Here is a 23,695-nt window from a genome sequence, read left to right as displayed (position 1 = left end):
CCGGGCAATAAAGACAGACGAGACGTTCTCCGGGCAGGTCAGGACAGCAGCGTGTCAACGGCGTGGCGGGAGAGAACGTCGTCGAGGATCAACGTGGCGCAGGCGCCGATCCCGGCTCGCGCGTGCATCTCGCTCGGCTCGATGCGCAGCGTGCGGGTCGCGGTCGCGGTCGCACGCTGGTAAATCACCTCACGCATGCCTGCAACCAGCGGCTCGTAGGCGTGCGCCAGATCACCACCCACCACGATCAGACCAGGGTTGAGCAGGTTGATCGCACCCGCGATCACCTCGCCGATGCGCCTGCCTGCCTGCCGCATCAGCCGCAGCGCCTCAGGGTCGCCCGATCGCACCAGCTCCGCGACGCCGAACGCGTCAACGATCGGACTTCCCAGTGCTGCGCACTCCGCCGCGATCGCCCTACCGCCAGCGACGGCTTCCAGGCAGCCGGTGTTGCCGCAGTGACACGCGATGTCGTCCGCGTCGCAGACCCTGGTGTGGCCGAGTTCGCCCGCCGCGCCGAGCGCGCCGCGCTGCAGCCGTCCGCCCGCGATCAATCCCGCGCCGATCCCGGTCGATGCCTTGATCACCAGCAGGTCGTCGACCTCGGGATGCCTGCGGTGCTCCGCGATCGCGAGCACGTTGACGTCGTTGTCCACCCGTGTCGGCACCCCGAAGCGGGTGGTGAAGTAGTCCGCGACCGCGACATCTCCCCAGCCGGGCTGCACGGCGGGACTCAAGCTGGTCCCGGTCGCGACGTCGATGGCGCCGGGCACGCTCACCCCGACGCCCCAGAGCGTGTCGCGGGAGCGCCCCGACTCGGCGAACAACCGCTCGAGGTATTTGACGGCGTTGGTGAGCAGCACCTCAGGGCCGTCGGCGAGGTCGACGCCGAACTCGGTCTCGCTGAGCACGGTCCCCGCGAGGTCGCAGACGGCGAGCTGCGCCCTGCTCGCGCCGAGTGCCGCGGCGAGGACGGTGCCGCCATCGGCGTGGAACCGTAGCCGCACCGGCGGCCGTCCTCCAGTGGAACCGCCCTCGGCGCGCTCGACGACAAGCCCCTTGTCGAGCAGCTGAGTGACCCGCAGTGTGACCGCCGTCCTGGACAGGCCGGTCAACCGCCCGATGTCCGAGCGCGTCGCGGCTCTCCCCTGCCGGATCAGCCGGAAGACCTCACCGACCGACGCGCCCACCGCGCTCGCCCGTCGTGCCACTGCCCACGCTCCCAACCTGCCTGGTGCGGCCGATGTGGTTCTACCGGCCCCGTAATCCAACCCTACTGTGAAGTTAAGTCTTTAAAGTGCCAAAGTTTGCTTGTTTTTGTACCTATTTCGGTCTAATCTGTGAGCGAACCTGCTTGACGCCCGGCACCGTCCGGGACGGAGGAGACGAGCCATGTCGGCAGCCCACCCGATTGCCCCCTGCGACATCGTCGTGTTCGGTGGCACGGGAGATCTGGCCATGCGCAAGCTGTTGCCAGCCCTGTACCTGCGCGATCGCGACGGACACCTCGCTGAGCAGACCCGGATCGTCGCGGTGTCTCGCGCCGGGCTGGATGACGCCGGGTACCGCGACAAGGTCGCCGCCGAACTACGGGGATTCCTGCCCGCGGATTGCCACGACGCCGCCAGCGAGGAGAACTTCCTCGCGCGGCTGCACCACGTCACCATCGACATCGCTGGCCAGGACCCCTGGCTTGAGCTGATCACGAGGCTCTCCGAGGAGCCGCAGGCCGTACGGGTGTTCTACCTCGCCTGCACGCCACATCTCTTCGGGCCGGTGTGCGCGAAGCTGGCGGAGTCCCGGCTGGTGAACGAGCAGTCCCGCGTGGTGCTCGAGAAGCCGATCGGCCGCGACATCGCCTCGGCGCGGGCCATCAACGACGAGGTCGGCGCGGTGTTCTCCGAGCAGCAGATCTTCCGCATCGACCACTATCTCGGCAAGGAGACGGTGCAGAACCTGCTGGTGCTGCGCTTCGCGAACGCGCTGCTCGAACCGCTGTGGAACTCCGGCGCGATCGATCACGTGCAGATCACCGCGAGCGAAACCGTCGGTGCTGGCAGCAGGGCCGGGTACTACGACACCTCGGGCGCACTGCGCGACATGGTGCAGAACCACCTGCTGCAGCTGCTGTGCCTGGTCGCGATGGAGCCGCCAACACGACTGGACCGTGACGCGGTGCGCGACGAGAAGCTGAAGGTGTTGCAGGCGCTGCGCCCGCTGGAGGGGCCGGACGTCCTGCGCGCCACCGTGCGTGGGCAGTACGCGCCTGGTCTTGTCGACGGCGAACCGGTCGCCGGTTACCTCGACGAGCTGGACGGCAAGCCGAGCACAACCGAGACCTTCGTGGCACTCAAGGCCGAAGTCGGCAACTGGCGCTGGGCTGGCGTGCCGTTCTATCTGCGCACCGGCAAGCGGCTGGAGCGCCGCGCGTCGGAGGTCGTAGTGCAGTTCCGCCCGGTGGCGCACTCCATCTTCCCCGGCATCGCCGACGAGTTCATCGCCCCGAACCGCCTGGTCATCCGGTTGCAACCGGACGAGGCGGTGCGGCTGCACCTGGTCACCAAGGAACCAGGGCCCGGCGGGGTGCGGCTGCGGCAGGTGCCGCTGAACCTCAGCTTCGCCGAGACCTTCGACTCGCGACTGCCGGACGCCTACGAGCGGTTGCTCGGCGACGTCGTTCGCGGCGACCCGACGTTGTTCATGCGCCGCGACGAGGTCGAGGCCGCCTGGCAGTGGACGGAGCCGATCCTGGCGGCGTGGGAACAGTCCGGCACCCGCCCGAAGCGCTACGCCGCGGGCACAAGCGGACCGACCGCGGCCACCGCACTGATCGAACGCGACGGACGTACCTGGCACGAGGAGGACGTGTGACGGACACCCGGCTGCATGCCACGGTCGCCGATGTCACCCGGCGAATCGCCGACCGCAGCGCGGCGAGCAGAGCCGACTACTTGACTCGGATCCGTGAGGCCGCGGCGCAAGGACCGACGCGAGGCGGACTGGCCTGCTCCAATCTGGCGCACGGCTTCGCGGCGGCAGAGCCAGGCGCGAAGGACCTGCTTCGCGGCACGCTGAAGCCGAACATCGCGATCGTGTCCGCGTACAACGACATGCTCTCGGCACACAAGCCGTTCGAGACGTTTCCCCGGCAGCTCAAGCAGGCGGTGATCGAGGCGGGCGGTATCGCGCAGTTCGCCGGTGGCGTTCCCGCGATGTGCGACGGCATCACGCAGGGCCGCGCGGGCATGGAGCTGTCGCTGTTCAGCCGCGAGGTGATCGCGATGGCCACGGCGATCGCGCTCTCCCACGACATGTTCGACGGCGCGCTATTGCTCGGCGTGTGCGACAAGATCGTGCCTGGGCTGGTGATCGGCGCGCTGTCGTTCGGGCATCTGCCGGCGATCCTGGTACCCGCGGGCCCGATGACCTCAGGGCTGCCGAACGCGGAGAAGTCGCGCGTGCGGCAGGCGTTCGCCGAGGGCAAGGTGGGTCGCGATGAACTGCTGGACGCCGAGGCCGCCTCGTACCACAGCGAGGGCACCTGCACCTTCTACGGCACCGCGAACTCCAATCAGCTCGTCGTCGAGGTGATGGGACTGCACCTTCCCGGCGCGAGCTTCGTCAACCCGAACACGCCGCTGCGGGACGCGCTCACCGAAGCCGCTGGACGTCAGGTCACCGGGTTGACCGCGCTCGGCGATGACTACACGCCGATCGGCGAGGTGCTGGACGAGCGCGCGTTCGTCAACGGCATCGTCGCGCTACTGGCGAGCGGCGGATCGGCCAACCACACGCTGCACCTGGTCGCGATGGCCGCCGCCGCAGGCATCGACCTGCGGTGGGAGGACTTCTCGGCGCTGTCAGCGGTGACACCGTCGCTGGCGACGATCTACCCGAACGGGTCGGCCGACATCAACCACTTCCACGCCGCTGGCGGGATGGCGTTCCTTGTCGGCGAACTACTGGACGCCGGGCTGCTGCACGCTGACGCCCGCACCGTGGCAGGCGGGTCGCTCGCGGAGCGGTACCGGGAGGAGCCCGCGCTGGACGACGGTGCGCTGACCTGGCGGCCGGGGCCTGCCGACAGCCTGGACAAGTCCGTGCTGCGTGGTGTGGCCGACCCGTTCGCACCCGATGGCGGGCTGCGGATGCTCACCGGAAACCTGGGCAACGCCGTGATCAAGGTGTCCGCGATCAAGCCGGAACACCGGGTGGTGCGCGCGCCAGCGCGGGTATTCGCCGACCAGGCGGAGTTCCTCGCCGCGTTCCAGAATGGTGAGCTGAACACCGACGTCGTCGCCGTCGTCCGGCACCAGGGCCCGCAGGCCAACGGCATGCCTGAGCTGCACAAACTCATCCCCGCACTCGGGGTGTTGCAGGACGCGGGCCACGCCGTGGCGCTGATCACCGACGGCAGGATGTCCGGCGCGTCCGGCAAGATCCCCGCCGCGATCCACCTGACACCTGAGGCCGCCACCGATGGCCCCATCGCACGCATCGAGGACGGCGACGTGATCGAACTCAACGCCGACGACGGGGCACTGCGAGTGCTGGTCGATGACGCCGAATTGGCGGCCCGTCCCGCCGCTGCCCCGTCGGCATCGGCGCGGACGACCGGCACCGGACGCGAGCTGTTCGCACCGTTGCGCGCCGCGGTCGGTGCGGCCGACCGCGGCGCGACGGTGTTCCGGGGGTACGGCCTCGGCGTCGGAACCGACCCTGGGGGCGGTTCCGACGCCGGGATCGCAGGCGCTGGGATGGGCACCGCGTCGTCCGGTCTCACCTCGGCGGGAGGTACCGCATGACCGGCGCGCAGCCAACCGGTGTGCTCGACGTCAGCCCTGTCATCCCCGTCGTCGTCATCGACGACGCCGACACGGCGGTGCCGCTCGCACGGGCGCTAGCGGCTGGCGGCGTCCGGATCGTCGAGGTGACGCTACGCTCGGACGCCGCGTTGACGGCGATCGAGCGCATCGCCGACGAACTGCCGGACGTCCTCGTCGGCGCGGGCACGCTCACCACACCCGCTCAGGTCAAGGACGCCGTCGGTGCGGGCGCGCGGTTCCTGGTCAGCCCGGGCAGCACGCCGGCGCTGCTCGACGCGATGGCGGACACCGGGCTGCCGTACCTGCCCGGCGTGTCCACCGCGTCCGAGTCACTCGCGTTGCTGGAGCGCGGCATCACGGAGATGAAGTTCTTCCCCGCGGAGGCCGCTGGCGGGCAACCCTTCCTGAAGGCGCTCGCCGGGCCGTTGCCACAGGCGAGGTTCTGTCCGACCGGCGGCATCACCCCGCTCAGCGCGCCGAACTACCTCGCACTGCCCACGGTCGGGTGTGTCGGCGGATCGTGGCTGTCCCCGGCGGACGCCATGGCTACCGGCGACTGGACCTGCGTCACGCAGCTCGCCACCCAGGCCGCCTCGCTCGGCCTCACGTAGCTCCGCGGGTCGCGGGACGGATGTTCCCAGGTTCAGCAGTCACAAGAGACGGAGTCGATCGGGGCTGTCAGCGGATCTTTCGCTCGCGTGACCCGACCGTGGTCGTTCTCGACGGGGTACCCCTCACGAGCCCAATACTCGAATCCGCCGATCATCTCCTTGACTTCGTAGCCGAGCTTCGCGAACTCCAAAGCGGCACGTGTGGCACCGTTGCATCCGGGACCCCAGCAGTAAGTCACCACCGGCATGTCCTGCGGGATCTGGTCCAACGCCTTCTCGGCGATAAGCCCGGTCGGCAGGTGGATGGCCCCGACGGCTCGCCCTTGCGCCCATGCCGCGGCTCCGCGGGAGTCGACGAGGGCGAACTGGACGCCGTTCTCTTGATCGGCGTGAACATCCGATGCGTCGGTCTCGAATGTGAGTTTGGCCGCGAAGTGTGCGATACGGGCGCCTGAAGTCATGCGAGACGATGTCATGCTCATAAGAATATGAGCGCCTTGGCTACACCATCTTGGCGTACCTCCGTCTGCGTTATCCGAATAGCAACTACAAGCCGTTGCACGACCTCTTGGCCGAGCTTCCGGAGATCATCGAAGCTCACCACGTCACCGGAGACGATTGCTTCATCATGAAAGTCGTCGCCACGAGCATGAGGCACCTCGAGCAGATCACCGGCAAGGTTGGCGGTCTCGGGAGCGTGACGACTAGTGTCGCCTACTCCTCACCGCTGGCCCTGCGACCACTACTGCCACCCGTGTGAGGCCGACCCTCCGACACCAAACGTCATGATCTGCAACACCGGTGCCATTCATTCGCAATGGACGCTTGCGAATGAAAAGGCATTCCCGCGTAACCGACGTTGACCAAGCTCCTTGGCAGCCATATCCTAAAACACTAGTTTCGGCAGTCAAAATGCGAGGGAGCTCGGGCATGGCCGGTCGCGTCACCCGCGTTGTCGACCTGATCGTACGCACCATCCGATCGGGCATTCGGGAGGTCGAATCGCTGCCCCCGCTCGATCTCAAGCGCGGGCTGCACCTGACCATGGCTGGGCTGCTTCTGCTCACCAATGCCGGCTACGCGGCGCCGATCGCCGCTGTCCCGTTCGGGGCGGTCGCGGCGCACGCACCATACGGTGCCGACGGCGGCACCGCACTGTTCCTGCAGCCGCCGCCTCTCCCCACGAACACGGAAGCCGTCGTTGTCGTGAGCGCACTTCCGAGGGGAAGTACCGGAAAGGCACCCGCCATCGACGGGCTCGGCATTCCGCGCAGTGCCCTGCGCGCCTACCGTGCCGCCGAGAAGCACAGCAACGCGACCGATCCGCGGTGCGGCATGAGCGTCGCGCTGCTCGCCGCGATCGGACGGGTCGAGTCCGGCCACGCGCGCGGCGGCAACGTCAACAGCGCTGGCACCACACTGCAGCCAATCCTGGGGCCACGCCTCGACGGCGGTCCTGGCATCGCGGCGATCGGCGACACCGACAACGGCCGTTACGACGGCGACACCGTGTGGGACCGTGCGGTCGGACCGATGCAGTTCATCCCGTCCACCTGGGCAGGATGGGCCGCGGACGGCAACGGCGACGGTGTCGCAGACCCGCACAACATCTACGACTCGACGGTCGCGTCGGCCAACTATCTGTGCGCCGGTGATCGCGACCTGCGCCAGGCTGGCGATCTGCGCGCCGCGATCCTCAGCTACAACTACTCGACGCGGTACCTGGAAATCGTGCTCGCGTGGCTGGACGTCTATTCCGGTAAAGCTGTCGCGATTCCCGACGTGCGCGCCGGCGCCGCCACTCAGGTCGCACAGAAAACGACGGCCAACAACGATCGCAAACGGGATCGGGATCACGTCCAGGCCGCACCGCCGAGGCCGCGCCAGCAGCAGAGCCAGCCGAGTTCGGGGACATCGGAACCGCTGCGCAAGGCCGCTCCGGCCGAGCGACCGGACCAGACAAAGCCGACGAAGCACAAGGCGCCGGTTCCCGATGAGCCCGATCCGGTGAAGGCCGTCCGAGACAACGCCGAGAAACCCACCAATGCCGACATGATCTCCCGCGTGCTAGACATCGAACGATGAACGTCCTTGTTCCGTGCCGCGTCGACCACGATTGGTGTTGTGATGACCCAGACGACCTCTGCCCGTGACGGCAACACCGCGAACTTCTCGAAGGCGGTCCGAGCCGGTGACCTCGTGTTCGTGTCGGGCCAGGCCTCAGTGAACGATAACGGGCAGATCGTGTCAGGGACGTTCGCCGACGAAATGCACCGATCCATCGAGAACGTCCGTGACATTCTCACGGATTTCGACCTCGATCTCACCGACGTCGTCAAAGTGAGCGCCTACGTTCAGAACCCCGACGACGTCGGTGAGTTCAATCGGCTCTATCGGAGCTTCTTCTCGCACCCACTACCCGCGCGGACCACCATCACGAACTGCCTCACCGACGCGATCAAGTTCGAGATCGACGTCGTGGCCTACGCGGGAACGAGCCACGTCGTGTGACGTCTACCGCCAGGGGCGGCACTGCCCGCTGTGTGCGGTCTTCCACCAGGAACGACGTCGCCTTTGACGCTACCGAACGATCATTCGCCGGGTACCGGCGTCCGGCATTCTGTCACCGATGTCGATGACACTACTCATCGCCGCGAAAAATCAGCGCGGTGATGCACGCGGTAAATGATAAGAAAGAATGATATCGAACAAATAGCCAGACTGACCGAGAACGCTACGCCCGTGCGCGAGAAAGTGTCAACTCGCCATAAACCGAGATCCACAGCAGCGACCAAACCCGGTTGCGAGATGCAGGCTTATTTCATACAATGAAATAAGCCTGCCCGACCTGGCAATACTGCTGGCCTGGGAGATGCTGACACAAGGGGCCGCGCTGTCGATTACTTCGACCCTTCACACCGACAACTAGCGTCACGGCACCGAAGAGCCGAACGTTGGCGAGTCACAGAATGACACCCATGTGACGGTACGCCGTGATCTGGGATTCCAAAGAAAATTCGACTCTGGAAGAGGTGGGTCCACTGCCACCGCGACGAAGGCGGAAGAACGACTCCGATGACGGCGCCCCGATAGCGGAACGGGACTATACGGTACGAGCCGTCCAGCGTGTCTGCGCCATCCTGAATCTCCTACAGGAGTCAGTGGACGGCGGGGTTCCGCTGCCAGCGGTAGCCGCGGCTACCGGTCTCCCGAAATCGTCCGCGTTCCGCTACCTCTGGACACTGGAGAATCACCGGTACGTCGAGCGCAATCCCGAAACTGGCCTGTTTCAACTCGGCCTAGGTTTCGTCGGAATGCAATCACAACACGTCGAGGTGCTCCGCGAACGTTCCCGACCATTGCTGGAACAGCTCCGGGATGAGCACGATGAATCCACGAACCTCGGTATTCTCGACGGAAACAGCGTCATATATCTCGACATCGTGGAGAGCAAACGTACCGTTCGGCTCGCGGCTAACCATGGTGATCGGGACCCACTGCACTCGACGGCGTTGGGAAAGGCCATCGCGAGTCAGCTAAGCGACGATCGGGTCAGGGAGCTGCTCGACCAGGTCGGCATGGACTACCGCACCCCGAACACGATCACCAGCGTGAACGGGTACCTCGACGAGTTGGCGAAGGTGCGCCGGGTGGGCTACGCGGTTGACAATGGGGAGAACGAGCTGGACGGCCGTTGCGTCGCCGTTCCAATCCTGGGCACGCGGCTTCCCGCGGCGATCAGTCTGAGCGCACCGGCTGCCCGATTTCCGATCCAGGCGGTGGAGACCGCGGCGAAGGCGCTGCAGGCGGCGGCCGAGCAACTCGGCACCACGCCGATATCCGAGGACTGAACCGCCGCGAATCCGGACTGAGCAGCCTCCGGCCCCTGGCACACGGACTCAGCCGAGTTGTGCCAACTCGAGCCGCCGAGCGACTTGTCACTCGGGCCTACCGAAACGGCGCACAGTCAAGGTAACGAACAACAGGATCAGGCCCACGATGAAACCAACCTCAACGGCGACGGGCAGGCGATACCCGAACAACTCAACGCCCGCTGTGAACGGACTGTGCGAATCGGCCGTTCCGACGTGGGCGGACAGCACGACCCGCCGGAGCAAGTCCACTCCATAGGTCAGTGGATTGACGTGTACGAGCGCGGCGAGCCACCCAGGGAGATTGTGCACTGGAAAGAAAGCACCAGACAGGAACATCATCGGCATCATCACGAGCGGCATGATCGCCGAGAAACTCTCCATCCGCCGGATCCAGCTCGCCAAAAACATACCGACCGCGGTTCCAGCGATCGCCATGAGTACAACGATTCCAACTGCCGCGAGTACGGTCAGCACGTTCAGTTTGATACCAAGAACCGGCGCGAATAGCAGCGTGATCGTACCTTGGGCCGCCGCGACGGCTACTCCGCCCGCCATCCTCCCGATAACCAAACTCACTCGATGCGGCGGTGCGACCAACATTTCACGCAGAAAGCCGAATTCGCGATCCCATATCACCAGTACACAACTGCCAACGCCCGACATGACAACGATCATCCCGACAACCCCTGGCAATACGAACTGAACGAATTCAACACTCCCGGAGGCGCCGACAAGACGGTTGAGACCGAGGCCGAAAACCAGCAAGAAGGTCAATGGCAATACGAAGCTGGCCAACAACCGCCCCGGAGCGCGGACGAACCTGAGCAACTCACGTTGCGCGACCATTATCGCGGTCCGAACCTCCGCGGCCAAGTCGAATGGTTCCCCGCGGCTCACCTCGTCGCGAACGTGGCTATCAGTCACCCTAGTAACCTCGCGTATCGTCATCTAAATTCCTAGTGTCGACCGGCCGCTACAGTTCGGGCTTGTTGTTCCTGCGCGCTCAACCCACCACCCTCCGCGCGAATATCCCGGCCAGTGAAGTGCATGAACACATCATCCAGAGTTGGTCGATGAACACGTAGTTGCTGTATCTCGACATCAGAGCCCGCGACCAGCCCCGACACAGACCGTTCGCCGTCAGCCACATACACACGCACTCCGCCTCCGATAATGTGCGCGTCGTAGCCACATTGAGCCAGCGAGTCCCGTGCGACTGTGTCGTCGGCTGTCACCAAATCGACAGCATCGGCGCCGACAGCCGCCTTGAGCGCGGCTGGTGTATCACATGCGACAATTTCGCCGTGATCCATGATCGCTATCCGGTCCGCATTTTCCGCCTCGTCCAGATAATGTGTCGTAAGGAATATCGTGACGTCTTCCTTCCGCATGTGAAGCACGTCCTGCCACATCCTCGAACGAGTCTGTGGATCCAGTCCAACGGTCGGTTCGTCAAGAAACAGAACCCGGGGCATGTGTAGTAGTGCGCGTGCGATTTCCAGGCGCCGAATCATGCCGCCCGAGAATGTCGACACCCTACTGCTTTTGCGATCCAGCAAATCTACAAGATTAAGCACTCGCTCCATGCGAGCGGAAACCTCATGGCGCGGTATTCGATAGAGGACGGCGTGGAAGCGAAGATTTTCTTCCGCGGTGAGTTGCGGGTCAAGGGTGTAGTTCTGGAACACCAAACCGATATGCCGCCGCACTTGACGCGCCTGACCGGCGATATCGAAACCCGCCACGGTCGCACCGCCCGAACTCGGCAGCGCCAGGGTGCAGAGCATGTTGATGGTCGTGGTCTTTCCCGCACCATTTGGCCCAAGGAAAGCGAAGAGTTCGCCCTTTTTCACGGCAAACGAGACGCCACGAACCGCATCAATGGATCCATATCGTTTAGCCAGGTCAGCGACCTGAATCGCGGGAGACTCCTTGCTACCACTGGAGACCGCCCCGGGACGAAGTTCGCTTCGCACTGCCATGCGGTTAAGTTAGGACACCGAGCGTCGGCCTGGCATGGGTGTAATTCCGGCGTCAGAACCTGACGGTATAGACATATTCTCGAACACACATGCCCCACGGTCCGGCACCGAGGTAGGTTCCTGATCGCCGAAGCATCGCGACCCGTCATTTTGCTAAATAAAACGGGGTTATCTGAACCAGACAGGTCAGCCGTTCGTATGCGTGCGATGACGTTGACATTGCCTACCCTCAGACGTAGTTTTTCGCTTAATGAGCCTTTAGTTTTAAGTGCCAAAACATGGCACGACTAAGACGGAAGGGGTTGCGCCATGGCCGTCGGTTTCCGATCTTTCCTCCGAGTTGATCCCGGACAGTCACTCGTGGAGACCGTCATCGGCCACATCGCGCGATGGTCCCTCGCGAAGCAGATCGAGGTCGACCCGGCGACGCCAGGGCGATACGACTTCGCGGACGACAACGTCCTCACCATCTTCCGCGAGCACGACGGCGACAGCCAGATCTATCGGTGGCGCCGGGTGCACGAGGCCGCGGTGCGAGGCGACGTCTGGCGCACGACGTTCACCGCACTGGAACGCCCGGACGCTCCCGGTTGGCTCTGGTCGGAGATCGAGACCGTCGACGGCAACCGGCCAGAACCGAGTTCGCCGTTCGCGTGCATGTCCGTGCCCCGTGTGCTCCGCGACCTGCTCGGCAAGCTGACGTGCTACGACGGCAGAACCGAGATGACGGCGAGGCCACAGTGGGGTACGAGCCGCAACCTGCCTGACCTCATGGACTACCTCGCCGACGACTCAAGGCTCGGGGCCGTCTACATCGCAAGCCAGGGAACCCGCGAGACCGACGACTTCGTTGACTGGGCCACGCAAGTCACGTGGCACCTCGTCGGTCTCGGCAGCGTCTTCCTCCTGGACAACACGGTGAATCGCGAGTTCAACGAGATGGTGGGCGCCGGTCACGCTGTGCCGTCCGGCACGGTCAGGACCTTCCTACCGTGCGTCGACCTCGACGATCCTCGCGACCCGCAGCGGCACAAGATCCTGGGCATCGGCCGGATCACCGAGTCGAGCCCGCGACGGCTCGCCGGCATGCTCGGTCTCATCGAGCGCACAAGGGGCGCGGAGTCGTCGCTACCCCCGGAGGCGGTCGAACTCGATCGCGTACTCCTCGCGCGGGAACCGGGTCCCACGATCGCCCAGCCCGCGAGCCTGCATGCGGTGACCATCGCTGAGGCTGTCATGGCGAGCAGGTCCGCCGAGCATCAAGGCGCCACGTCCGATGTTCAGGCGTTGCGCGAAGAACTCGACCGGGTCCGCGCGGAACTGAACCAGGAGCGCGCCCAGCGGGCGACGATCCTGGCTCACCTCAAGGCGCTCACCCAGGAGATCAACGCGCTCCGCGCCCGCGACACCATCGACACCGCGCCACGCCAGCGGCTCAGCGCCTCCTGACCACCTGCCAACCCCACCCGTCACGAGCGGTCAGGCACCGTCAACCGGGCGTCGAGCAGCGCGGGGTCACGCAGGTCGATCACATGCACACCGTGCCACCGCACGAAACCGATCCGCTCCAGCATGGCGCCGATGCGCACACTCGCTAGCTCGGCGGCGACACGATCGGCCGTCGCACACAGGAAGTCGGCGGGCGAGACCCGGCATGCCGCCAGCCGCGCCGCCCGCGCCAACGACCGCAACGCGCCAGCGATGAGCAGTGCGCCAACGCCGTGACCGCGCCAGGACTCGACCAGTTCGAAGTCGCGCACGATGACCATCCGCGCGGCTCCCTCGCTGATCACGGCATCCAGCTCGGGCTGTAGCCGTCCGGACTCGGAGTCGACGACGGTGTCCGCGATGAACTCCAGCGCCCACTCGCCCAGCTCGGCCGAGTCGAGCAGGTTCCGCTCTCTGCGGAGGTCGGCGATCACCAGCTCGATGTCGCCCACATGCCGGTGGCCGAGTGGACAGGCACCCAGCTCGCCGACGTCCGCCGACACCTCCCAGCGTTCGGGCATGTGATCGTCGTCGTCAGTTTGCCACCACAGGCGGCGATGGGTGATCGCCAACGAGATGGACATCGGATTGGCGGGAAGTCGTTCACGAGCTCGGGTCACGGGACCACCTCACGTCCTGGCACACCCGCTCCGCGAGGCCACGTCGCGATGTCGGCCGCCACAACGTCGTGCGGCTCGCGGCGGCACACCGCGACGCGCGGCGACGTCATGCCACGTCGCGCATGATCTCGGCGCGGCGCGGCCAATGCGACCAGAACGCGCCGGTGTAGCCGAGTTCGATCAGCCGGAGCAGGAATGGATTGTCGGCGTAGTTGTTGTCGTCCTGGGTCAGTCCGGGAAGCGTCGGCAGCATCACGCGGTGCAGCTCCTCCTCGGGCACGAGGTCATGCAGCAGCTCGATGGAATGCGCCCAGCGCCCGCTCGGCGAGTCCACCGTCGCACGGTCCTCAGGAAGATTCGGCGACAGGAAGTACACCGGCCGGAATCGGTCATGCCGGTCGAACATGAACTGTCGCTCGTATTCCACCGTCGAACATCGGCCACTCGGTGTGAGCACGATCGGCTCCAGCGCGCTGATGGACTGCAGGCCACGCACCGTGCGGGCGCCGTCGCATTCCCGCGCGAGCTGGATGCCGAGCGGCGAGTACGGGAACACCCTGATGCCAAGGCTGTATCCGGTGACGGTGGCATCGAGGTCGAGCGTGCGCTTCACGCATTCCCGCAGCGTGTCCTCGGTCTCGCCCGGCATTCCGAGCAGCACCTCGACCATCGTGGGGATGCCATGGTCCCCGGCAAGCGAGCACACCCGGTGCGTGTCCTCGAAAGTGTAGTAGCGCCGTCCCCTGCCGGTGACCTTCCAGCCGTCGAGGATGTCGTCGCGTACGTGATCGGGCGCCACGTTGATGCCACCGCAGCCAGCCGCGGCGAGCAACTCGGCCAACTCGTCGTCGAACGGCATCGGCTGCACGTAAATCCACAGTCGCAGCCGGTGCAACGACGTCGCGGGATCAGTCGACTTGCGCCGCACGATCTCGGTCAGCACCGCCTTGGTGTGCGCGATGGCGAGGTTGAACTCGCTGTCGGTGGTGTGGACGTCGTCAATGCCCTGATCGGTCAGCGACTCAATCTCGTCGACGACGGCGGCGACCTCGCGCCGGGTGAACTGGGTGCCCTTGGCGTCCGGCTCGACGCAATGCGAGCAGGCGTACACGCAGCCGTTCTTGGTCAGGATGTTGCCGAGTCCCCCAGTGCGGTAATACCGCACGTTGTCGACCTTATGGGGTGTGTCCGAACGACGCAGGTACGTGGTGCTGGTGTTGATGAGGTCCGTGCCGGTGGCCACCGCATCGGGTGGTCGTTCCTGCCGCACCCTGGCTGGATACGGCAGCACCTGGCGCACCTTGCCGTCGCCATGGTTGATCAGCAGGCCGACGATGTCGTCGGTGCGCCCACCGGCGTGCAACGCCCTGGCGAGCCGCACCATGATGTGCTCGCCAGGCCCCTTCACCCCGTACGGAATGTCGAAGTAATCGGTGAGCGCGAACGGCATCGAGGAGAACCCGACGCCGCCCGCCACGATCGGCGCGGCGGTGCAGTCCTTCACGGTGTCGATGACATCGCGATGGGTGTCGAGGAAGACCCGTTGCTGCTGCGCGTAAATCGTGTCGGTGTTGCGGACCGTGACACCGACGAGCATCGGATCCCGTGTCGCGAAGTACTCCCGGAGGCACTGTTGCCAGTCCTCACGGCGGAACGTCAGGTCCACCACCTCGACGTCGAACCCGTCCGCCTCAAGCGACGTCGTCAGTATGTCGAGCGCGTACGGCGTGATCGGCGGATACACGAAATTCGGGTTGATCAGCGTCACTAGTGCGTTACCCATGGATGCCATCTCCAGCGTCGGTGGAGTCGGTGCGCGCGGGCCCAGTCGTCGCGGCACGCCGCGCCCGCGCCGCGCGTGCAGCGGCACCAAGTTGTTCGGCGGGGACGCCGAGCGCCGAGCTGAGCCAGCCCCGCCAGTACGGCCCCGGTACCCGTTTCCCGCGTTCCCAGCGGGCTATTTCTGTTCTGCTCACCCCGTAGTTGTTGGACAACGACATGAGCGCCTCGGCAAGCGCGTGCTGGCTGAGACCGAGTTCCTGACGCGCTTGCCGCACCAGGCTGCCGATCGACTCGCTTCGGTAGGGACGTACTGAATGCGACCCTTTGCGGCTGTACGTTGACACGCAGTCGACGCTAGGGGGCCAGCAGACCGCGCACGAGCCAGTTTCCGCGCGGCCTCATCCAGTCCGCGCGGGCGTTCACTTGCGCAATGTCGTCGACGGATACTCCCCGAACCGGGCGTGGTACGCGGAGGCGAACCGGCTCAGGTGCTGCGACCCCCAGCGTGCCGCGATCTTGCCGACGGTCGTGGTGTCCGGCTCCGCGGCGAGCAGATCCTGCTGCGCCCGCTCCAGTCGCACGTTGCGCAGGTAGCGCATCGGCGTGACGTCGGTGTAGCGGCGGAAAGCATCCTGCAGCGACCGCGCGCTCACGCCTACCGCACTGGCGAGACTGCCGATGGTGTGGTCCCACTCCGGATGCGCTTCCATGATCTCGATCGCGGCGTCGACGACCCGGTTCGGCACCGGCAGCGCTTCCCCGTTGAGGATCCCGGTGTAGTTGTTCGGCTGCGCGAGCAGCAGTCCCTCCATCAGCCAGCGCTCCAATCCCTGCGCGGAACGGGAGTGCGACCAGGTGCGGTCGTTGCGGTCCATCTCGTTCACGAAACGCCGGAATCCGCTCGCCCACGTCGCGCTGAGGCCTTCCGTGATGTTCATGCCGAGCTTGAACTCGATCGGCCACGGCAGTGACTGGTCGAGCAGATCGCGCAACGTAGCCTCGAGCGCCGGCCGTTCGATCCTGGCGATCACCAGCTTCGTCCCAGCGGTGAGCCGCATGCTCAGGTGCATTGTGGGAGACGCGACCGGAATGACGTCCGGCGTGGCGTCGACGCTCTCGGCCCCGCACCGGAACGTCCCGCGTCCCTCCAAAATGGTCAACACGGGAAAGAAGTTGTCGCATTCCCCTGGCTCAACCTTGACATCACCCCCGTATGTGATTGAAGCGAGCGCGGTGTTACGTATCCGCTGACAGTTCATATGCGTGTCAAGCTGGGACGCCCGGCCCACCAAATCAATTCGGTGATCGCAAAATACCTGCGCCACCCGCTGCCGCGTATCGTCCAGATCCGTCGAATCGAAGAGCGGATACTGCGATAATGGAAGTCTGGTCATCGCTGCGCACGATTCCTTATCTACCGAACATGAGTTTCCCCTCCCTACCATGCAATGCCAACGCTTGCAGATTTCCACGTGCGCTTCTAGGGCCATTCGTGTAATAACGAGGCGGCAGCGAATCGACGCTCCGTGTCCAGTCCACTACCACTACAGTGTGGATCACTCGACCGGCTGTAAAGTCGCCGTGAACTGGCGCATCACATCGTCCTGATCAACGATCCGATACCCCCGGAGATCGGCCGCCTTTGCCACGACACGTTCCGCGATCTCAGCGACATACTGCAAATGGCTCACCGTATACACCCTTCGGGGCATGGCGAACCGGACGAGTTCGCGTGGTGCGGAAGTACCGGGCGACCCATCGGCGCCCGGTCGGCCGAACACCAGCGTGCCGAGCTCGGTCGTACGCACCGCGCCCACCCGGTACAGTTCGTTGACCAGCGCCGTCGCAGGCAGTCGCTGCGGCGGGATGTGCGGCAACAACTGCCCAGCGTCGACGTAGACCGCATGGCACCCGGTCGGCCGCAGCACCGGAAGCCCAGCCTGTGCCAGCGCATCGGCGAACCAGCGGGCCGACTCCGCCCTATACCGCAGATAGTCCACTTCGGTCACTTCGAGCAACCCCTGCGCCAGTGCGTCGAGATCACGACCGGCGAGTCCTCCGTACGTCGGAAACCCTTCCGTCTCAATGACTTTCGCGCGACAACGCTTGGCCAGTGCCGCATCGCGCAACGCGATCAGCCCGCCGATATTGCCGATCCCATCCTTTTTCAAGCTCGCCCAGCAGCCGTCAGCGAATCCGAAAATTTCGCGTGCGATTTCACGTGGTGTCCTGCCGGCGACATCTGGCGAGCGCGTGCTGACCAGATAGGCATTCTCCGCGAAGCGGGACGCGTCGAGCAGAAACGGGATGCCATGTTCATCGCATAATCGACGGACAGCGTGGGCATTGCCTATTGAAACCGGCTGACCACCGTTGGCGTTATTGGTGACGGTCAGCACGACACACCGCACCGGTGCACCGGTGTCCCCTGCCAGCAGCCGCTCTAACCTGTCGATGTCGATATCACCCCCGAACGACGTGGTGTCGTCGTACTCGACCGGGAGGTCGAGCGCGAAGGCACCCGCCGCCTCAACGCTGGCGCGGGTGCTGTCGAAATGTGTGTTGGACACCGAGACGTCCCCGGCGCGAAGCAACTGATGCAGCACGATGCGCTCGGCGGCCCTGCCCTGGTGCACCGGGATCACCTCGGGGTACCCGGTCAGCTCCCGCACCACAGCCTCGAACCGTTCGAAGGACCGCGCGCCCGCGTAGGACTCGTCACCGGAAAACAGTGCGGACCACTGCGCCGCCGACATCGCACTGGTGCCGGAATCGGTCAGCATGTCGATGGTGATCAACCGGGCGGGGATCTGGAAGATGTTGTAGCCCGCTTCGATGAGCGCGGCCTCACGCTCGGCTGCCGAAGGGAAGGGAATCGGTTCGACGGCTTTGATTCGGAACGGTTCCATGAAGGCTGGCATCTGCTCTCCCTCGACGCGGTGGTCTCCGAGTCTCCAGAAGCAAGGACGCCGCACGTCAGGGCCAGTTGGCTGAACCCGTCCCGCCACCTGGTCGCAACCGGTTGATCCGCTCGTTGTCCAGGCGTTTCATAACGGCATGAGATAGCCCCCTGCGTGGTTACACTCAAGTCGGATAGAGTTTTGAAACAACGCTTTTAATCGGGAAAAGGGGTGAGTCCGCTGGCGACCGGGCGGCAGCAATCCAACGGCAAGGCTGGCGACAACAGCGGCGATGACGTGCCACCGCGCGAAGAGCGCGATTACACCGTCAGAGCGGTCCAGCGCGTGTGTGCGATCTTGAATCTTCTGCAGGAATCCGTCGATGGTGTTCCCCTGCCCGCACTCGCCATGGAGACCGGGCTCCCGAAATCATCGGCGTTCCGGTACCTCTGGACGCTGGAGAACCATCGTTACGTTGAGCGGGACCCCGACACCGGGCTGTTCCGGCTCGGCCTCGGCTTCGTCGGCATGCAGTCGCGCCACCTCGAGGTGCTGCGCGAGCGGGCACGGCCATGGCTGGAACACCTCAGGGACGAGCACGACGAGTCCGCGAACCTCGGCCTGCTCGACGGCGACCGGATCATCTACCTCGACATCGTGGAAAGCAAGCGCGGCGTCCGGCTGGCGGCGAACCGAGGCGACCGGGACCCGTTGCACTCGACCGCGCTCGGCAAAGCCATCGCGGCGCACATGTCCGATGACAGGGTCAGGGAACTGCTCGAGCAATCGGGGATGGAGCAGCGCACACCGAACACCATCACCAACATCGACACATACCTCGATGAGCTGGCCAAGGTGCGCAGGGTGGGCTACGCCGTCGACAACGGTGAGAACGAACTGGACGGCCGGTGCGTCGCGGTGCCGATCCTCGGCACCCGGCTGCCAGCCGCGATCAGCCTCAGCGCGCCATCGGCACGGTTCACCGTGCAGGACGTCGAGCGCGCGGCGGCGGCGTTGAAGAAGGTGGCGGAGCAGCTGGGCACGATGCCGGTTCCCGACGACTCGCCATCGTCCGACTGACCGGGCGAGACACCCGCGGGGCGTTGGTGTCACCGAGGGGGATCGTGGCGCGCACCCACGCCTGCAATGGACCCCTTGCCGCGCGGGCGGCACGCCACGTTGGGTGGGTCGGACACGCCTAAGACGATGGCCCCGGAAGGCGGCTTCCATGCGGTTCGCGATGCTCGCACCGTGCCATGACACGGGTTCACTCATCCCGGTGGACACCGCGTTCGACCCCGGCGATGGCGAGGTCGTCGTGTTGCCGTCCCGGCACGACGGCCACGCGCCATGCGGCGACGGCGGCGTCCCTCGGCGCGTTACCGACGACATGCTCGACGAACTGACCTTGCGAGGACCATGGGATGGCGTTCTGGTCATCCTCGGCGGGCCTGATCGGGACGTGCCCGACGGCGACAGGTCGGCGCACCACGGCCCCGATTCCACGGCACGGCAGGTCGCCCAGCGCGTGCGCCGCATCCTGGGGCCCGACGTCCCGGTCGGCACGGTCGACGACGCGCGCACCGACATCGCGGACCAGCTCAGCGAGAGCCTCGCCGTGCTGTGGACGCTGCGCAGCATCGCGATCGGCCCGGCGACCGGCCCGACGGGCTTGTGATCCACTACTCCGCGACCCTTGTCCTGTCGGTCCAGGCGAACACCGGGATCAGCGTGCCGTTCCTGGTTACGTAGGAGTCGAACTCGAAGTGGTCGTAACCGTTGGCGCAGGGGATCTTCAGCGTGCCGTCGGCCACCTGCGCCCTGGTGACCATCACACCAGGCACGGCGAACGGCGATCCGCACAGCTCGGCCGGCATGAGCGCTTCGGTGCCCCGCGACTCCGCAACCCCGGCGACCTCTTCGGTGCCCTTGGCGTCCTCAGCATCCTTGGCGGGCGCGCCCAGCGGCGCGGCAGCGGCTTGCCACTGTTCGCGATCCGGTGTGATGTCGGTCATATTTCCAGTCTCACAGCGGGTACGGCCGACGCTGAGAGGGCGAGTTCTGGCCGCTACCGCTGCCCGCGCGCACGCGCGAGTTCCTCCGGTTTGCCGACGTCCTGCCAAGGGTCGTCCATCTGCCATACGCCGATGGGCTCGCCGCGTTCCAGGCACTGCTCGAACAGCTTGGTGATCGGGTAGAGCTTCCCCCTCGGCACTCGCGACAGCAGCGACGGGTCGACCACGTAGATGCCACTGTTGACCGGCCACGTGTGCACTGGTTTCTCCGCGATGCGCCGAAGCCTGCCGTCCTCGCTCTCGATAACGCCGAACGGCAGCTCGTGGTGGTACTCACTGGCGGCGATGGTCGCCACCGCCCCACCGGCCGCGTGCGCGTCGAGCAGCTTCCCCACCGCGAACCCGGTCACCAAATCCCCGTTCAGCACAAGCAACGGCTGATCTGGCCGCTCCCCGGAATCCCATAACAGGCTCAATGGCCCGCCGGTTCCCAAGGGCTGATCTTCATCGTCCCACAAATATTCAATGGCGCAGCCGAATCCGGAACCATCGCCGAAATGATCCTGGATCATATGCCCGAGATAGTTGACCGAAAGGAAGATCCGTCGTATTCCGGCACAGACGAGATGGAATACAAGATGTTCGATAATAGGACGCCCGGCGATCCGCACCATCGGCTTGGGGATATTGTTCGTCACCGGGGCAAGTCGTTTTCCGAGGCCACCGGCGATAATGACGGCCCAATTGTATCGCTGGGGTGTCCCGATCACACCGTTACTGGCGTGCACGCCGACCACCCTGCCGCTGCCGTCTACGACAGGGGCCTGCGAAACACCAACCGCACGCATCACGTCATCGACACGAGCTCTGCTGTCGTCCGGCCCCGTTACAACGGCGGGATACGCGGCGACTTCACTGGCGGGGGAATCGACGTCGGTCCCGTTCACCAGCGCCGCGCGGACCGCCTCCGCGGTGACGGCACCAATGAGCCGTGATTCGGAATCGACAAGAAAAGCGGTGTCGAAACCCGTAGCTTGCATGGCGGCGAGACAATTGCGCAGGGATGATCCCGAAGGCAGAAGAGTGTCCGAAAGAGAAACCTGGCACGTTTCCATAAGAGGCTCCTGCACAGCTTTGGCCACAGGTGTCGAATTAACGGTCATAGAAGGCCGAACGTGCAACCAGGGGCTCCGTTAAACCCTGGTGGAAAATCCCTCCGCCCGAGCACGCGAAGCGGATAGAAGTGCACGCCCATGGGACAGCGGGTTCTCGTAACGTCGAACATCTGGAGTAATCGACTCTTGGGAAGGGGCCCCGGCACATGCAAACGAACGCCGACCCACCGATCGGACAGCTCATTCGCTCCGCGCGACAGCGGCTCAAGATCAGCCAGTACGAACTCGCTGACCGCCTCGCCGCTATCTCAGGCAAAGCCACCATGGGCAGAGATCGAGTCGCTCGCTGGGAGCGGGGGCGACAGGTGCCGCGCGACGAGTGGCGCCAATGGTTGTCGGTCGCGTTGCAGGTGCCGAAGTCCACACTGGACGCGGGCGCGGCAGCGGCACGCAGGCGCAGCCAACTCGGCCACGCGGCCGTGACCGCGAATCCGCCGGTCAACTCGAACACGTCCCGCCGCAACCAGGGCACGCCCGCGCTGCTACCAGTGTTCCGGTCGCGGGTGCAGGCTGGCATTCTCGCCGCGACGCTGATGAACCCGAACCGGGCGTTCAGCCTCACCGAACTCGCCGACCACGCGGGTGGTTCGCTCGCGTCGGTGTCCAAGGAGAGCGACCTGCTCGAGGCCGCTGGCATCCTGGCGCGTCGCAACGTGGGCACGGTCCGGCTGGTCCGCGCCGTCACCGACCGGCCCATCGTCGGCCCGCTCACCGACCTCATCCGGGTGACCTACGGCGTACCGCAAGTCCTCAGCGAAGAACTCGGCCGCGTACCAGGCATCACCAGGATCACGGTGTGCAGCACCTGGGCGGAACGCTTCGCCGGGCTGCCAGGCATCGACCCGACGACGGTCCAGATCCGGCTCACGGTGCCCGACGAGACGGCACTGGACGAGCCAGAGCTGGAGGCCACGATCGAGCGGACGAGCAAGCGCATCCGCCGGGAGATCAAGTACACCCTGGTCGGCACGGAAGACAGCCAGGCAGAGGTGAATAGCACGACGATCCCGCGCCAGCGCGACCGGCGGCCGGTCGTCGACGTCGCCGTGCTGCGCAGACCCGCGGGCCACCCGTCGATCGTGGCGTCGTGGGAGCAAGGCCAGGACGTCCTCAGCGAACTGCTCGACGACGGTCAGCTTGAGCTGATCAGCGGCACGGACGCGGACGCGACGCCGTTCTTCGATGTCGCTGAATCCCACCTCGACGCGTCCGACCAGCTCGCGACGAACTCGCCAGCAGCGGCGTTCCTGCTGGTCTGCCAGGCCGCACAGCTGATCGGATCCGGCATGCTCGCCCGCCAGGGGCTGCGGCCAACGGCCAACTCGGCGTCCAACGTCGTCAGCCGCGCCGTCACCGCGCAGTTCGGGCTACGGTTCTCGCAGCTGGAGCTGCTGCGGCAGCGTGCACTCGAACTGGCAACGCCAACCAGCAGAGACAACCGGGCCACCTCGGCCGACGTCGCCGACTACGCGCCCACCGTCCGGTCGCTGCTCGACGCGGCGCGCACCCTGGTGCCCCGGATGGGGGTGTACGCCTGATCGGCGTTGGGTCGCTCCCACCGCACCCACCACGACCGCGAACGCACGACGTCCTCGCCCGGCTACGACCACCCAGGCCGTAGCCGGGCGCCTGCGTGGGTGCCGGTGGGTGATGCTCAGCCGCATCACGCGCGACGCCGGCCAGCGCCGACGAGCGCGGACGCGCTGGTGGACGCGCTGATCCGTCCCGGTGGCTACCTTGACCACTCGCTACAACTCGCCGTATTCTCTATCACTAGTTGAGATATATGTTTCATTAATCTCGTCCATCCGCCCACCGCGATGCCTCGCGTGCACGGCATCAGGGTGACGACGCAGAGCGAGTCGCGATGACAGCCCCCGCCTCACAGCAGTCACAGCCGGTCGTGCCAGCCCCGCCCCATCCTGAACCGCGCCAGCGGACGCAACGGTCATTACCGATCGGCGAGACGCCGTACACCGCGCGGCTGTACCGGGAAGGCTACGGCTGGGCGGTCGACGACACCGGATCATTGCAAATGGGCGGCGGGATGGTCGGCGTGCTGGTGCAGGCGATCTTCGCGGGTGCGACGGCGGAGCACCTCCAGCGCCAGGAGTCATGCGGTCCGGTGCTCGACCTCGGCTTGGGCGTAGACGGCTGGGTGTTCCTCGCGGATCCCAATGAGCTGGTGCTCTCACAGTCGCAGATGCCGCCCGGCGTCAGCGTGCTCGGCTGCCCGTACAAGGTTCCGCTGCCTACCCCCGCCAACCGCGGCGTGCGCTGGATCAAGCCGCCACGCAGCCGGGCCCGCTGGCTTCCCACACTCGCCACCGTGCTCGCGGCGGCCGTCGCGGCAAGTCCGAGCTGATCTCGCCAGCAGCCACCCACGCGGCACCGCTCCACCGGTGTTCGCACCGGAAGGAA

The 23,695-nt window shown here is 65.7% G+C and carries 23 protein-coding genes and 1 pseudogene; 13 read left to right on the top strand and 11 right to left on the bottom strand.

The features are described 5' to 3' along the window. Positions 1-38 precede the first annotated feature (38 nt). Complete coding sequence (locus tag AMYHA_RS05520) at positions 39-1,211, bottom strand: ROK family transcriptional regulator (protein ID WP_034268616.1); 1,173 nt, start codon at positions 1,209-1,211, stop codon at positions 39-41. A 181-nt stretch (positions 1,212-1,392) separates the two neighbouring features. Between AMYHA_RS05520 and zwf the strand changes: the two genes are divergently transcribed. The 3 genes from zwf to eda are packed head-to-tail and all read left to right on the top strand — an operon-like array spanning position 1,393 to position 5,437. Beyond that, positions 1,393-2,871, top strand: coding sequence for a glucose-6-phosphate dehydrogenase (gene zwf, locus AMYHA_RS05515; RefSeq protein ID WP_034268613.1), 1,479 nt, complete (start codon positions 1,393-1,395; stop codon positions 2,869-2,871). Then, positions 2,868-4,805 carry a phosphogluconate dehydratase gene (edd, locus tag AMYHA_RS05510; protein ID WP_051399573.1) on the top strand — a complete coding sequence of 646 codons (1,938 nt, stop codon included), beginning with the start codon at positions 2,868-2,870 and terminating at the stop codon, positions 4,803-4,805. The genes zwf and edd overlap by 4 nt, the downstream gene beginning before the upstream one ends. Then, a complete protein-coding gene (eda, locus tag AMYHA_RS05505; protein WP_034268611.1) occupies positions 4,802-5,437 on the top strand; it encodes a bifunctional 4-hydroxy-2-oxoglutarate aldolase/2-dehydro-3-deoxy-phosphogluconate aldolase in 636 nt (211 codons plus the stop codon). The genes edd and eda overlap by 4 nt, the downstream gene beginning before the upstream one ends. A 32-nt stretch (positions 5,438-5,469) precedes the next feature. Here eda and AMYHA_RS05500 read toward each other — a convergent pair whose 3' ends face one another. After that, complete coding sequence (locus AMYHA_RS05500; RefSeq protein ID WP_231104638.1) at positions 5,470-5,913, bottom strand: rhodanese-like domain-containing protein; 444 nt, start codon at positions 5,911-5,913, stop codon at positions 5,470-5,472. Positions 5,914-5,948: 35 nt separating this feature from the next. On the opposite strand from AMYHA_RS05500, the gene AMYHA_RS28265 reads away from it, so the two are divergent. The 5 genes and pseudogenes from AMYHA_RS28265 (at position 5,949) to AMYHA_RS05480 (ending at position 9,288) form a co-directional block, all read left to right on the top strand. After that, positions 5,949-6,197 (top strand): Lrp/AsnC ligand binding domain-containing protein, encoded by a 249-nt coding sequence (locus AMYHA_RS28265; RefSeq protein ID WP_330759432.1) that lies wholly within the window; start codon positions 5,949-5,951, stop codon positions 6,195-6,197. Between the two features lie 170 nt (positions 6,198-6,367). Then, a complete protein-coding gene (locus tag AMYHA_RS25550) occupies positions 6,368-7,522 on the top strand; it encodes a lytic transglycosylase domain-containing protein (protein WP_051399572.1) in 1,155 nt (384 codons plus the stop codon). Positions 7,523-7,564: 42 nt separating this feature from the next. Next, the gene (locus AMYHA_RS05485) at positions 7,565-7,948 is read left to right on the top strand and encodes a RidA family protein (protein ID WP_034275958.1); all 384 of its coding nucleotides are present in this window, start codon (positions 7,565-7,567) and stop codon (positions 7,946-7,948) included. A gap of 482 nt (positions 7,949-8,430) precedes the next feature. After that, a pseudogene (locus AMYHA_RS28260) lies at positions 8,431-8,700 on the top strand (helix-turn-helix domain-containing protein); the annotation flags it as partial. Between the two features lie 51 nt (positions 8,701-8,751). Then, positions 8,752-9,288, top strand: a complete 537-nt coding sequence (locus AMYHA_RS05480) for an IclR family transcriptional regulator (protein ID WP_330760646.1) — start codon at positions 8,752-8,754, stop codon at positions 9,286-9,288. Between the two features lie 87 nt (positions 9,289-9,375). Here AMYHA_RS05480 and AMYHA_RS05475 read toward each other — a convergent pair whose 3' ends face one another. Both AMYHA_RS05475 and AMYHA_RS05470 read right to left on the bottom strand, forming a co-directional pair. Continuing rightward, positions 9,376-10,236 carry an ABC transporter permease gene (locus AMYHA_RS05475; RefSeq protein ID WP_169732901.1) on the bottom strand — a complete coding sequence of 287 codons (861 nt, stop codon included), beginning with the start codon at positions 10,234-10,236 and terminating at the stop codon, positions 9,376-9,378. 32 nt (positions 10,237-10,268) lie between these two features. Beyond that, positions 10,269-11,294 (bottom strand): daunorubicin resistance protein DrrA family ABC transporter ATP-binding protein, encoded by a 1,026-nt coding sequence (locus AMYHA_RS05470; protein ID WP_034268606.1) that lies wholly within the window; start codon positions 11,292-11,294, stop codon positions 10,269-10,271. A 309-nt stretch (positions 11,295-11,603) separates the two neighbouring features. Between AMYHA_RS05470 and AMYHA_RS05465 the strand changes: the two genes are divergently transcribed. Further along, positions 11,604-12,743 (top strand): hypothetical protein, encoded by a 1,140-nt coding sequence (locus AMYHA_RS05465; protein ID WP_157361838.1) that lies wholly within the window; start codon positions 11,604-11,606, stop codon positions 12,741-12,743. 20 nt (positions 12,744-12,763) lie between these two features. Here AMYHA_RS05465 and AMYHA_RS05460 read toward each other — a convergent pair whose 3' ends face one another. From AMYHA_RS05460 to AMYHA_RS05440, 5 genes are all read right to left on the bottom strand, one after another. Further along, complete coding sequence (locus AMYHA_RS05460; RefSeq protein ID WP_157361836.1) at positions 12,764-13,402, bottom strand: hypothetical protein; 639 nt, start codon at positions 13,400-13,402, stop codon at positions 12,764-12,766. Positions 13,403-13,508: 106 nt separating this feature from the next. After that, the gene (tsrT, locus tag AMYHA_RS05455) at positions 13,509-15,185 is read right to left on the bottom strand and encodes a tryptophan 2-C-methyltransferase (RefSeq protein WP_034268597.1); all 1,677 of its coding nucleotides are present in this window, start codon (positions 15,183-15,185) and stop codon (positions 13,509-13,511) included. Continuing rightward, complete coding sequence (locus AMYHA_RS26280) at positions 15,178-15,528, bottom strand: helix-turn-helix domain-containing protein (RefSeq protein ID WP_330759431.1); 351 nt, start codon at positions 15,526-15,528, stop codon at positions 15,178-15,180. The genes tsrT and AMYHA_RS26280 overlap by 8 nt, the downstream gene beginning before the upstream one ends. Positions 15,529-15,603: 75 nt before the next feature. After that, positions 15,604-16,578: an AraC family transcriptional regulator gene (locus AMYHA_RS05445; RefSeq protein ID WP_034268594.1), complete on the bottom strand. Its 975-nt coding sequence runs from the start codon at positions 16,576-16,578 to the stop codon at positions 15,604-15,606. A 162-nt stretch (positions 16,579-16,740) separates the two neighbouring features. Continuing rightward, the gene (locus tag AMYHA_RS05440) at positions 16,741-18,105 is read right to left on the bottom strand and encodes a tryptophanase (RefSeq protein WP_034268591.1); all 1,365 of its coding nucleotides are present in this window, start codon (positions 18,103-18,105) and stop codon (positions 16,741-16,743) included. Between the two features lie 210 nt (positions 18,106-18,315). Between AMYHA_RS05440 and AMYHA_RS05435 the strand changes: the two genes are divergently transcribed. Together AMYHA_RS05435 and AMYHA_RS05430 are read left to right on the top strand one after the other, a co-directional pair. Further along, the gene (locus AMYHA_RS05435) at positions 18,316-19,164 is read left to right on the top strand and encodes an IclR family transcriptional regulator (RefSeq protein ID WP_407919872.1); all 849 of its coding nucleotides are present in this window, start codon (positions 18,316-18,318) and stop codon (positions 19,162-19,164) included. 148 nt (positions 19,165-19,312) lie between these two features. After that, entirely contained in the window at positions 19,313-19,762 is a 450-nt protein-coding gene (locus tag AMYHA_RS05430; RefSeq protein WP_034268588.1) for a hypothetical protein, read from the top strand. Between the two features lie 4 nt (positions 19,763-19,766). On the opposite strand, the gene AMYHA_RS05425 is transcribed toward AMYHA_RS05430, so the two are convergent. Next, positions 19,767-20,099: a DUF5988 family protein gene (locus AMYHA_RS05425; RefSeq protein ID WP_034268584.1), complete on the bottom strand. Its 333-nt coding sequence runs from the start codon at positions 20,097-20,099 to the stop codon at positions 19,767-19,769. Between the two features lie 53 nt (positions 20,100-20,152). After that, positions 20,153-21,214, bottom strand: coding sequence for a nucleotidyltransferase family protein (locus tag AMYHA_RS26275; protein ID WP_034268581.1), 1,062 nt, complete (start codon positions 21,212-21,214; stop codon positions 20,153-20,155). A 206-nt stretch (positions 21,215-21,420) separates the two neighbouring features. On the opposite strand from AMYHA_RS26275, the gene AMYHA_RS05415 reads away from it, so the two are divergent. After that, entirely contained in the window at positions 21,421-22,812 is a 1,392-nt protein-coding gene (locus AMYHA_RS05415) for a helix-turn-helix domain-containing protein (protein ID WP_034268579.1), read from the top strand. 329 nt (positions 22,813-23,141) lie between these two features. Next, positions 23,142-23,639, top strand: coding sequence for a hypothetical protein (locus AMYHA_RS05410; protein ID WP_034268576.1), 498 nt, complete (start codon positions 23,142-23,144; stop codon positions 23,637-23,639). Positions 23,640-23,695: the final 56 nt, after the last annotated feature.

This window comes from Haloechinothrix halophila YIM 93223 (assembly GCF_000504245.1).
Taxonomy (GTDB): Bacteria; Actinomycetota; Actinomycetes; order Mycobacteriales; family Pseudonocardiaceae; genus Haloechinothrix_A; species Haloechinothrix_A halophila.
This window is presented reverse-complemented; position numbering and strand designations above follow the sequence as displayed.